The 11,099-nt window shown below is 71.5% G+C and carries 9 protein-coding genes; 5 read left to right on the top strand and 4 right to left on the bottom strand.

Annotated features, from left to right (window positions below):
• Nucleotides 1–136: 136 nt before the first annotated feature.
• The 3 genes from ACIGXX_RS43935 to rox all read left to right on the top strand — a co-directional run bounded on the left by ACIGXX_RS43935 (nucleotide 137) and on the right by rox (nucleotide 2,825).
• Complete coding sequence (locus tag ACIGXX_RS43935) at nucleotides 137–1,006, top strand: hypothetical protein (RefSeq protein ID WP_399984863.1); 870 nt, start codon at nucleotides 137–139, stop codon at nucleotides 1,004–1,006.
• Nucleotides 1,003–1,128, top strand: a complete 126-nt coding sequence (locus ACIGXX_RS43930) for a hypothetical protein (protein WP_399984861.1) — start codon at nucleotides 1,003–1,005, stop codon at nucleotides 1,126–1,128. The genes ACIGXX_RS43935 and ACIGXX_RS43930 overlap by 4 nt, the downstream gene beginning before the upstream one ends.
• Before the next feature lie 248 nt (nucleotides 1,129–1,376).
• The gene (rox, locus tag ACIGXX_RS43925) at nucleotides 1,377–2,825 is read left to right on the top strand and encodes a rifampin monooxygenase (protein ID WP_361471613.1); all 1,449 of its coding nucleotides are present in this window, start codon (nucleotides 1,377–1,379) and stop codon (nucleotides 2,823–2,825) included.
• A 45-nt stretch (nucleotides 2,826–2,870) separates the two neighbouring features.
• On the opposite strand, the gene ACIGXX_RS43920 is transcribed toward rox, so the two are convergent.
• On the bottom strand, nucleotides 2,871–4,052 hold the full coding sequence (locus tag ACIGXX_RS43920; RefSeq protein ID WP_399984865.1) for a hypothetical protein: 1,182 nt from the start codon (nucleotides 4,050–4,052) through the stop codon (nucleotides 2,871–2,873).
• Nucleotides 4,053–4,887: 835 nt separating this feature from the next.
• On the opposite strand from ACIGXX_RS43920, the gene ACIGXX_RS43915 reads away from it, so the two are divergent.
• Entirely contained in the window at nucleotides 4,888–5,460 is a 573-nt protein-coding gene (locus ACIGXX_RS43915) for a dihydrofolate reductase family protein (RefSeq protein ID WP_351171500.1), read from the top strand.
• 30 nt (nucleotides 5,461–5,490) lie between these two features.
• Here the strand turns inward: ACIGXX_RS43915 and ACIGXX_RS43910 are convergent, their stop codons facing one another.
• From ACIGXX_RS43910 to ACIGXX_RS43900, 3 genes are all read right to left on the bottom strand, one after another.
• On the bottom strand, nucleotides 5,491–7,128 hold the full coding sequence (locus ACIGXX_RS43910) for an ABC transporter substrate-binding protein (protein ID WP_399984859.1): 1,638 nt from the start codon (nucleotides 7,126–7,128) through the stop codon (nucleotides 5,491–5,493).
• A gap of 4 nt (nucleotides 7,129–7,132) precedes the next feature.
• Nucleotides 7,133–9,223, bottom strand: a complete 2,091-nt coding sequence (locus tag ACIGXX_RS43905; RefSeq protein ID WP_351171506.1) for a hypothetical protein — start codon at nucleotides 9,221–9,223, stop codon at nucleotides 7,133–7,135.
• A gap of 144 nt (nucleotides 9,224–9,367) precedes the next feature.
• Nucleotides 9,368–9,895: a ferredoxin gene (locus ACIGXX_RS43900; protein WP_351171509.1), complete on the bottom strand. Its 528-nt coding sequence runs from the start codon at nucleotides 9,893–9,895 to the stop codon at nucleotides 9,368–9,370.
• A 160-nt stretch (nucleotides 9,896–10,055) separates the two neighbouring features.
• Here ACIGXX_RS43900 and ACIGXX_RS43895 point away from each other — a divergent pair, with 160 nt between their 5' ends.
• A complete protein-coding gene (locus ACIGXX_RS43895) occupies nucleotides 10,056–10,868 on the top strand; it encodes an amidohydrolase family protein (protein WP_399984856.1) in 813 nt (270 codons plus the stop codon).
• The last annotated feature ends 231 nt before the right edge of the window (nucleotides 10,869–11,099 follow it).

Below are 11,099 nucleotides of genomic sequence, written 5' to 3'. Positions count from 1 at the left end.
GCCGCATAGTGCACTGCCGCCCGCCCCAACCGATCACGATCCGTCATGCCGACCATCCTCACCCGGCTTGACCAAACAGATAGGGGCACCCCCCCGCCGCCATCGCGGACACACCCCGATCGAGGACTGAGAGACGATGCACCCCACCCCGCCCCCGCTCAGCTCGTACGTGGACACGTGGAACCCCGGCCCGGTCACGGACGCGGACCGCCTGGACCCCGCCCCGGTGGCGGCCCTCTCGGCGGCCCTGGACCTGCCCGACGCCGCCGCCACAGCCGGTGGCTCCCTCCCTCCGCTGTGGCAGTGGCTCTACTTCCTGGGCTTCCCCGCACAGCGCGAACTGGGCGCCGACGGTCACCCCCTGCACGGCCACTTCCTGCCCCCTCTCCCCCACCGGCAGCGCATGTGGGCCGGCGGCCGCTGCGAGATCACCGAACCGCTGCGCCTGGGCGAGCCCGCCGAACGCGTCAGCAGCCTCAGCTCGGTCACCGCCAAGCACGGCCACACCGGGGAGATGCTCTTCGTCACCGAGCGCCGCGAGTTCCGCCAGCACGGCCGCGCCTGCCTGGTCGAGGAACAGGACATCGTCTACCGCTCCGGACGCACCGCGGGTCAGCACCCCGTCGTCCTCGACACCTCCGCGCTCCCGGACGCCGACGCACCCTGGCAGCTGCCCCTGCGCCCGGACCCGACGCTGCTCTTCCGGTTCAGCGCCCTGACCGCCAACGCCCACCGCATCCACTACGACGCCCCTTACTGCCGGGGCGAAGAGGGCTACCCCGGCCTCGTCGTGCACGGCCCGCTGCTGGCCCTGCTCATGCTGGAACTGGCCCGCCGCAACGCCCCCGCACGGCGGGTGGCCACGCTGTCCTACCGGCTCCGGCGGCCGGTGTTCGCCGGCGAGCACCTGGCGGCCTGCGGCACACCCTCCGACGACCGCGCCGAGCTGCGCATCGCCACCCACCGCGAAGCCCGGCACGCCACCGCCGAGGTGACGTACGCATGAGGCGGGAATTGCGGTGGGCCCGGTCCGTCCTGGAAGCCGGGGAATCGGTCACCGCGGTCGACGGACAGATGGTCGACAAGCCGGTCCTGGATGGCGCCCGGCGCATGCTCGACACGCCATGAGACGCGCCATGAGACGCATCGTCAACGGTTTTTGGGGCCGCACACAACAAAGGCAAGGAGCGTCCGCGCTCCTTGCCACTCTCAACTTATAGCGCATGGGGGGCCTTGCGGCAAGACCCGGGTCATACCGCAGAATCATCGGCCTAAGGCAGAACTCAGCGAAATGAGAGTCACGAAGTGCGTGTGTTGTCGTCGCCATTCCGGCACGTCCTCAACGTCGAAACCAACTTCGTGAATGGGGGTCTCAAGTGATTGACGTAATCGTGGTCGGCGGCGGTCCGACCGGTCTGATGCTGGCGAGCGAGCTGCGCCTGCACGGTGTGCACACCGTCGTGCTGGAGAAATTGACGGAGGCGACCCCGCAGTCCCGCGGGCAGGGCCTGCACGCGCGCAGCGTCGAAGTGATGGACCAGCGTGGCCTGTTGGAGCGGTTCCTGGCGGTCAATGAGAAGTTCCAGGTCGGCGGGTTGTTCGGCGGCATCATGAAGCCGTGGCCCGACCGGTTGGACACGGGCCACCCGTACGGCGTCGCCACTCCGCAGCCGGTCACCGAGCGGCTGCTCCACGAGCGTGCCGTCGAGCTCGACACCGACATCCGGCGCGGCAGCGAAGTGGTCGGGCTGCGCCAGGACGAGGAAGGGGTGAGTGTCGATCTCGCGGACGGCACCCAGCTTCGTTCGCGCTATCTCGTCGGGTGCGACGGCGGCCGCAGCGCCGTGCGCAAGCTGCTCGGCGTCGATTTCCCCGGCCTGCCCGCCACGGTCGAGACGCTCCTCGGCGAGATGGAGCTGACCGCGGACCTGGCGACGATCACCGCCGTCGTCGAGGAAGTCCGCAGGACCCAGCTGCGCTTCGGAATCGCGCCCAGCGAGAACGGGTTGTACCGCGTCGTCGTCCCCGCCGACGGGGTCGCCGAGGACCGGGCGGTCGAGCCGACGCTCGACGACTTCAAGCAGCGGCTACAGGCGATCGCGGGCACCGACTTCGGCGTGCACTCGCCGCGCTGGCTCTCCCGGTTCGGCGACGCCACACGGCAGGCCGAGCGCTACCGGGTCGGCCGGGTCCTTCTGGCCGGTGACGCGGCGCACATCCACCCGCCGACCGGCGGGCAGGGGCTCAACCTCGGTGTGCAGGACGCGTTCAACCTCGGCTGGAAGCTGGCCGCGGCGGTCAACGGCTGGGCGCCGGAGGGGCTCCTCGACACCTACCACGGCGAACGGCACCCGGTGGGCGCCCGCGTCCTGGACAACACCCGCGCGCAGATCACGCTCCTGGGGACCGATCCGGGTGCGACCGCGCTGCGCGAGCTGTTCTCCAAGCTGATGGACTTCGAGGAGGTCAACCGGTACGTGACCGGGATGATCACCGCGGTCGACGTCCGCTACGACTTCGGCGAGGGCCACGAACTGCTCGGCCTGCGCATGCGGGACGTACAGCTGAAGCAGAGCCGTCTCTACGAGCTGATGCACGAGGGGCGCGGCCTGCTGCTCGACCAGACCGGCAGGCTCTCCGTCGCCGGGTGGGCCGACCGGATCGACCATGTCGTCGACGTCAGCGAGGAACTGGACGTGCCTGCCGTGCTGCTGCGGCCTGACGGCCATGTGGCGTGGGTCGGCGACGATCAGCAGGATCTGCTCGACCGCCTGCCGTCGTGGTTCGGCGCACCGAACCACGAGGGTCGGGGTACAGGCGCCTAGACGCCCGTCCGGGTGGGCGTGGGCGCCTGGTCGCCCACCCGGCGCTCAGCCGACCTGCGTGTGGAACTGCACGAGGCGCTGCTGGACGAGGTTCACCGTGCCGCGCCGGCGGCCCGGCACACGGCGTCGCAACGCGACCAGCGCCGGGCCGAGTTCGCGCACGGTGTCCGGGTCGCGGATCTGCTCCCACTGGTGGTGGGCCAGGTCCGCGGCGGCCTCGACGTCCGGGGCGTCGGGGGCCTGGCCTGCCGTGATGCGGGTGGAGACCACGGCGAGCCAGATCTCGCAGCTGCGGGCCGGGTCCTTGGCGAAGATCGCCAGATGTCCGCGGACCTCCATCCAGTGCACCACCTCGAGCGAGGAGGGCCCGTGCGTACGCAGCGCCTCCCGCTCCCAGGCCGCCGCCATGGCCGCGGCCTCGCCGTGCCGCCCCGCTTCCACGGCCTTGGTGATGGCCGCGTGCGGGTCGGAAGCGGTGGTCGGCGGCGTCGTGGATGGGGGCGCGGAAGGGCTCGCACCCGGTGTGGGGCCCTGCTGTTGGGCGGGCACCGGCACCAAGTTGGGCATACCCCCGTGACCGCCCGCGTGGAAAGCGGCGGCAGGGTCGGCGGACAGCACGATGTCGGTCGCGCTCTCCTCCAACACCTGGGCGGCGACGTGCTGATGCAGGTCCGGCAGCGGCGGCCGGTGTCCGCTGCGCAGGACCGTGGCCAGCGCCTTCATGTACGAGGGCGTCGCGACGGCACGCCGACCGGGCGACGGGGCGATCCGCCCGTACAGCGCCACGCCCGCCCCCACCTCCAGGGGGCGCCGCGCCAACTGCAGCCAGCTGTCCGTGTCGGCGTGCAGATCGGCGATGACGGTCGTGCTGCCCGGCGCGCGCAGCCGCAGCTCCTGGGCGATCCAGTGCCAAGGGAATCCGGTGTAGCGCACCGTCGCCGCCGTGGTCCGCGCGAGCGCCACATGCTGGAGTTGCTGACGGCGATCGAGATGCAACTGCCCGACCAGGTACACCGTCAAAGGCCCCGGCGCCATCGCGGCCGCGCGCAGCCGGGTGAGCACGGTCTGCGGGTCCAGCGGGTCCGCCAGCTCCACGATGCTCGCCGTCGCGGTCCCCGCGAGCACCGCGGGCGACACCGCCGCGAGCACGGGCAGCACGGAGGCCGCATCCACCATACGGGCCTTGCCGACCGGCGCCGCCGCAATCAGCAGCGCGGTCCCGGGCACCGTTCCCTCCCCATCAGTCACCAGTGCACCGTATCCGCTGCTCATCCCATGAGCGGCAGCGGGAAGACGATCGGCACCGGACGAAGCATGGCAAGCCCGACATCGACTGCTCCCCGCGGCCCGGCCCGCCCACTCATCACGCCACCGCTCACCGCACCACTTCGAGCGCCCGCTCGCCGCAGAGGGGTGTCGGGCCGTGGATGGCGGGTATGCGGGGTGTGCTCCAGGCAGCGGACAGTGCTGTCGGAGCCTGCGGCCGCCGCCGAATTCGGCGGCGGCGGCCGCGGCGCTCCCGGGGGCAGGCTCCCCCTGACGCCCCAGGAGCAGGTGTCCGCACCGGCTGCTGACCGGGGAACCGCGGGAGTGGCCCCCTGGTGCAACAACCGGTGGGACAGGCCGGTGTCCGTGCGTCCGCTGCAAGGAGTACGGAACCGGCAGCCTGAGTTGCCGACGCGCCTGCCGCCCGGCGCCGGAGCGTGAGCGGTGCGGTCGGGCCGCTCCGGGGGCTGGGGGCGGGCCTCGGCGCCAGGGTAGAACGAGCGGGCAGGGGCGGACAACGCCTTTCCGACCTCCGAGACGACCATGCCCATAGGGAATCAGGCCGCGCATGCGCTCTGCGGCCGGGTCGAATTCCCGGGGCCCTGCCCAGCCTTGTCGCACGAACGGGTGATTGAGGACCGCTCGGCGCTGGAAGCATTGATTCCGCCTGGAGGTGACCCTGTTCGCGCCGGCCGCCACCGATGAGTTCCCGCGTATGCCGCAGTCAGTACCCCTGTGACCGCGAAGATGAAGCGGCAGCAAGCGGCAGAGCCACAATCAACCAGGAGATCTTGAGATGCGTACGTTGATCAGCACCGCCTTCGTCTCGCTCGACGGCGTCGTGGAGGCTCCGGGCGGCGAGCCCGGGTATCGCAACTCCGGATGGACCTTCAAGGACATCGAGTTCGTCCCGGAGGCGTACGAGATCAAGGGCCGGGAGCAGCAGGAGGCCGCGGCGTTGCTGCTCGGCCGGGTCAGCTACGAGGCGTTCAGCCCCGTCTGGCCGGGCATGGAGGAGTTCGCCGACTACAAGGTGATGCCGAAGTACGTCGTCTCCACCAGCCTCACCGACGGCGACCTGGTGTCGGACTGGGGCGAGACCACCATCCTGCGCTCCCTCGACGACGTGGCCACCCTGAAGAAGACCGAGGGCGGCCCGATCATCGTGCACGGCAGCGCCACCCTCAACCGGAACCTCTCCGACGCCGGTCTCATCGACCGCTACCACCTGCTCGTCTTCCCGCTGCTGCTGGGCGCGGGCAAGCGGCTGTTCAGCGACACGGACAAGGACACCCAGAGGCTGAAGCTCGTCGAGCACGAGGCATACGCGAACGGCCTCCAGAAGAACGTCTTCGACGTCATCCACTGACGCCCCGCCGCCGCCTCCTCCTTCTAGCTTCTAGCCGCCCCGTACGACACAGTCCTCCGGCTGTGGTCTGCCCGTCGGCCAGGCCAGGCCCACGAACTCCAGTGTGCCCGGGCCCGCCTTCGTGCCCGGTTTCAGCTCGACCACCGCCAGCGGCTTGTCGTACGGGTTGCCTGCCTTGGTGAGGCAGATGCGGCCGCTGGTGCCGTTCACGCGGTTCTTCGACTGCATCGTGGCCCAGCGGTTGCCCACCTGTTCGGCGGAGGGGGTCGGCTGCCCGGTGGGCTTCGCGCCGCGGATCGCCTCGACCGCGGTGCGTACCCCGTCGTGCACCATCATGGTGCGGGAGTCGCCCAGTTGCACCTCGCCGATGTCGCGGTCCGCCGCCTTCAGGGCGGTGACCGTGGCCTCCAGTCCCGCCAGCTCGGCCATCGGGTCGCGCAGCGAGCCGGGGGCCTTGGAGGCGGGCGGTTTCTTGCCGGTGCGGTTCTCCTCGCGCTTCTGCCATTCCCGCACCTCGGTGCGCCAGGAATCGGGGTGGGCGGGCGCCGCGTACTGCACGGTCAGGCGGGGTGTGCCGGAGCTGTCGCGGAGTTCGGCCCAGTCCGCGTCGGTCATCCGGTTGTTCAGCGAGGCCGCGTCCGAGCCGGAGACCACGGTGAACCTCCGCTCCGCGCAGGCCTCCTTGGCCAGGCGCTTGAGGAACAGCCGCAGATGTGTCGAGCGGCCCGCGAAGTAGACCGTGTCCGCGCCCGAGTTGCAGATCGTGTTGACGGTCGGCCGGAACTGGTTGTCGACGTCGCCCGGGTCGGCGACTCCGGGGGACGTGAAGGTCATGTCGTCGGGGCCGGGCGGGCCGTCCTCCGGGAGCCGCTGGAAGGCGCGGGCGAGTGAGCGGACGTAAGGGTCGGGGCGTGTGTCGCGGACCAGCACCGTCTGGCGGTCCTTGCGGCTGCCGTTGTAGGCGGCCAGCGCCCGGGCCTGCTCCTCGTTGGTGGGGATGATGCGGGCGAGGCCCCTGAAGTCGTACGTTCCGTCCTTGCTCTCCCGGTTGGCGAGGGTGCTCGCCGACGCCCTGGCCACCAGGACCGGCACCTGCTGCTCGGTGAGGCTGTGCACCGCCTCCCTGGTGGCGTCCAGGGAGAGGTTGAACCCGGTCACCGCGCGCAGGTTGTCCCGCTCGGAGCGGGCCATCCGCACCAGGTCGGGCACCACCTCGTCCTGCCGCAGGAAGTCCTTGCCGGGGTTGGCCAGGACCAGGCGCACCACCGGCTTCCCCGGCTCCCTGTTGGCGCGGTACTGCGCCAGGAAGGCACCCTGAAGCTCGCTGCGCAGCTGGCGCCGCTCGGCCCGCGAATCGGGCTGGAGCGGGAGCATCATCGCCACGGTGACGTGCGGCTGCTCATCGATGCGGCGGTTCTCCTCGGCGATCCGGGCCGCGACCGGGGCTATCTCCGGCTCCCCGAAGTCGTAGCCGGAGCCGTTGACGCCGATGCACTCGCCGCCGGACTCGGTGACGCCGTCGGCGCAGCTGCCCGCCCCCTCGGTCAGCCGTGAGACCAGGACGTACGCCCCGAACGCGAGGAGGGCCGCCACCGCGCAGGTGATGATCTTCTTCAGGAGCGTGTTCCACAGCTGCTCGTGCAGCCAGTCGGCGGCGCTCTGCAACATCCGCTCAGTTCCCCTCTCCGATGTGGGCCGTACAGGAACAGGACTGCAGCGGCTGCCGGTTGCGGGCGCGGCGATCCCAGCGACCGGCCCGCGCGGTCAGCACGGGCGCGGCCCCGGCGTACTCCCGGGCCAGCTCCCGCAGCAGCTGCGCCATGCGGTCCGCCGCGGCGATGTCCGGCGGCCGGGTGCGCTCCTCGCACAGCCACACGGCGTGCAGCAGCTCGTCCAGCTGGCGCTCCAGCTTGGTGCCGTCGACCCGGGCGACCCTCATGCGCGCGTGCCGCTCGTCGTGGCCGCCGGGCGAGGGGGCCTGGGCGAGCGCGAGCAGCTGATCGCACCACTCCTCCGCGCCCACTCCGTCCAACGGGAACTTGGCGGCTAGGTGGTGCACGGCCCGCTCGGGGCCGTTGGCGACCAGGTCGTGGTTGAGGCCGTGGGCCGCTGTGGTGCCGAAGGCCCGGTCGGGGGATTCGGGGCGGCTGCGGTAGTGGGCGTGCAGCAGGCTGTGGTTGCGGCGCCATTCGCCGCCCGCGTCCGGCGGCCCGTGCAGCCTGCTCATCAGCAGCTGCCGCAGGCCGAAGTCGCCGATGAAGTGCCGCTCGCAGACGGGCCAGCCGCTTTCGAGCAGATAGCGCCCCACCTCGTCCGCGGTGAGCCCGCCGGCCAGCTGTTCCAGCTGCGGGCCGCGCAGCAGGGCTCGGGCGCAGTCCCCGGTGTGGGCGACCGACAGCTGGGTCAGCAGGTCCAGCCAGCGGTCGGTGTGCTCGACGGGCAGCCGCTCGGGCAGTTGTCGGAGCACCAACTCGGCCAGCAGCACGTCCCGTACGGCGCGCGGCTCCCCGTCGAGCCCCGCGGGCTGGTCGAGGAGCTCGCGGTCGTTGTCCAGCTCCGGCAGCTCCCCGGCCGCCTCGACCAGCCGCTGCACCATCCGCGGCCGACGGCAGGTCAGCCGGTGCACCGCGCTCTGCGCCCGGCGCAGCCGCGCCGCCTCCGGTGCGCCACCCGTGTGCTGCTGCAGCTCCTTGTGGATGTGCTCGGTGGTCAGCCGCGGCATCCGCACCAGCAGCACGCCCTGCCCCAACCGGCCGCGTGCGATGAGCCGTTGCCAGCCGGGCGGCTCGTCCTGATCCGGCCGGTAGCCGGCCAGGCCCTCGGTGCGCGGTTCGTCGGCCAGGAACAGCGGTTCGGCCATCCGCTCGCTCGCCACGAGCACCGTGCGCTCGCGGTGGCCGTCGGCCCGGTCGGTGAGCGCCGCCGCCAGAAGTGCCCGGCCCACCGGCCAGTTGGCGTGCTGGAGCAGTACGGCGGGGCGGCCGACCCGGGTGAGCGCGGCGCCGATTCCGGTGTAGGCGGCGTCCAGGTCCTCGCGCAGCGCACGGAAGAGGAAGCCTTCCGCGAACTTCCTCTCCTCGCCGCCCTGTTGGAAGTCGTGGGCGAGCAGCCGCAGGCCGGTACCCGCGCTGCCCGCGGCGCCGGGATAGTCGCCGTAGGTGGCGCGCACCGGTTCGGCGCCGGTGCTCGCCAGTTTCTCCAGGAACTCCGTGAGCGCGGCGCCCACCAGTGGCGCCGCCGCGGGGGCGACCACCCCGGCGAGCGCGGAGAGGTAGCCGGTCAGCACGTTGCGCATGAACCGGCCGAGCGCCTTGCGCGGCTGCAACAGCGCCCGGTAGCGGGCCAGTTCCTGCTCCAGCTCGCGCCGCCGCAGCCGTGCGCCGGCCGCCACCGCCGCCATCCCGGCGAAGAAGCGGGGCGTGGGCAGCGCCCCGCCGGGCCCCTCCCACTCACTCATGCGCAGGGCGACGTCGTACATCGTCTCCGTCGTCTCCGAGCGGCAGGGCGGCCGCCGGGCGGCCTCCTCCGCGTACCGCGCGTCCGCGCAGTCCACGTACGCCACCGGCACCTTGCGCCCGAACCGGTCGCGCAGCAGCTCCAGGAGCCGCTGCTTGCCCATGCCGGGGCCGCCGGTGAGCAGCACGACGGGCAGGTCGGGCCCGTACAGAAGCTTCTCGTCGCGCCCCCGGGCGTTCCGGCCGAGGAGCCTGGGAAAGAACCCGCCGTCCTCGATGAGCCCCTCGAATCCCAGCTCCCGGCTCACCGGCTTACCCCCGTGCCGTAAGTGGCCGCTGTGCGGCGGGTGGTCGATGTCGCACGGAGCGTACTGGGCATGCCTTCCGATTACATCAACTTTCCGGCATGAAAGGTCAGTTGGCGTGTTGCACCGGGCCCGGCAGGGTTTCCCTCAGAGCTGTGGCAGTCGCTCCCCCGGCACCGGGGAGCGGCGCTCCTCGAGCCAGAAGAGATAGATCCGCAGGTGCGCGGCCGACTCGCCGTCGAGGTACGCGGCGTAGTCGCGGGCGGCAGCGGCTGTGCCCTGACCCGATGTGGCGTCGTCCGCCTCCCACTTCTCGCGCCCCTCCGCGAGGTACTGGCGGATCTGCCCCCTGTCGCGCCACCACTGCCGTACGGCTGTCGGCGTCCAGTGCGCGTCGCCGTCACAGCCGTAGCCGCCGAATGCCTCCGCCTCGGCGGCGTCGACCAACTGCCGGAGCTCGTCCGGCGTTCGCGGTTGGCGGTAGACGTACTCGGTGAAGTACTCGCCCTCGTAGAGCACGAGGCCCGGCGCGTGGATCCGGCCCGTGCCGCAGTTGTCGGTGTCCGCCCCGTAGAAGGGTCCGGGCACGTTGAGCCACTTCCGGTCGGGCCACGTCCCGCGGAAGAACGGGCGCGCGTCGCCGAGCCGGGCCACGGGGTCGAAGTAGAGATCCACAGCGGAAGCGTAACCAGGGCCCGGAAGGGAGCGGCCTGTCGTCGCTTGCCCAAAGGGTGGCTGCGCACGGCGCGTTGCGGCTATCGTCCCGGGTAAGCGGTCGCTTAGCCGCTGTCGGTGGCGTGCCCGGCGGCGGCGTACGGAGAGAGGCAGGGAGCCTGTGCCGGTCGTCGACGCGTGGATGCAGCACCCCACGCTCCGCCACTCCAACCACGAGATGTTCGAGTCGTTGCGTCGGTGGACGGGGATGGAGCTGCTGGAGGAGCCGCTGCCGGTCGAGGTCACCGTGGCCGCGCTGGCCGCGGCGGACGTCGAGACCGGCCTCTCGGCCGCCTGGTACGGGCCGCAGGGGCCGCTGATCAGCAACGACGAGGTGGCCGAGTTCGTCGCCCGGTCCGCCGGACGGCTGCGCGGAGTGGCCGGCGTCGACCTCACCCGACCCGTCCGGGCCGTGCGGGAGCTGCGCCGCGCGGTGGAGGAACTCGGCTTCGTGGCCCTGCGGATCGTGCCCTGGCTGTGGCAACTCCCTCCCACCGACCGGCTGTACTACCCCCTGTACGCCGCCTGCGTCGAGCTCGGCATCCCGTTCTGCACCCAGGTCGGGCACACCGGTCCGCTGCGCCCGTCCGAGACCGGCCGGCCCATCCCGTACATCGACCAGGTCGCGCTCGACTTCCCCGAACTGACCATCGTCTGCGGCCACATCGGATACCCCTGGACCACCGAGATGATCGCGGTGGCCGACAAGCACGCCAACGTCCACATCGACACCAGCGCCTACACCTCCCGCCGCTACCCGCCCGAGCTGGTCGACTACCTGCGCGGCCGGGGCCGCGGGAAGGTGCTGTTCGGCTCCAACTACCCCATGATCACGCCGGCCAAGGCGCTGGAGCACCTGGCGGAACTGGACCTGGACGAGCAGACCACGGAGCTGTTCCTGTCCGGCAACGCACGGCGGGTCTTCGCTCTCTGACGTCGATGAGAGCGACCTGAGCAATTCCCCAGATGCCCAACTCCACCACCCCGAAGCCAGATCCGAGGGCGAGGAGAACAATGCAGAAGGCCGCGACAATCACGACGATCTGCACAACAAGAGACTTCATCAGTATCCCCCCCCATTACCGTTTTCGTAGCCCCGCAACGGGGTTACCGGCCTTCGGAGTTGGCATGACTACCTCCCCTTGTCGAGGACATGGCCTGGGGG

The sequence above is a fragment of the Streptomyces sp. NPDC055243 genome (assembly GCF_044544025.1).
Classification (GTDB): Bacteria; Actinomycetota; Actinomycetes; order Streptomycetales; family Streptomycetaceae; genus Streptomyces.
The sequence above is the reverse complement of the archived record's forward strand: the minus strand, read 5'-3'. Positions and strand labels throughout refer to the sequence as shown.

Coding starts and splice junctions, on each gene's coding strand:
- ACIGXX_RS43910 (WP_399984859.1), bottom strand. CDS start 7,128: ATGTTGCAGAGCGCCGCCGACTGGCTGCACGAGCAGCTGTGGAACACG.
- ACIGXX_RS43930 (WP_399984861.1), top strand. CDS start 1,003: ATGAGGCGGGAATTGCGGTGGGCCCGGTCCGTCCTGGAAGCCGGGGAA.
- ACIGXX_RS43915 (WP_351171500.1), top strand. CDS start 4,888: ATGCGTACGTTGATCAGCACCGCCTTCGTCTCGCTCGACGGCGTCGTG.
- ACIGXX_RS43935 (WP_399984863.1), top strand. CDS start 137: ATGCACCCCACCCCGCCCCCGCTCAGCTCGTACGTGGACACGTGGAAC.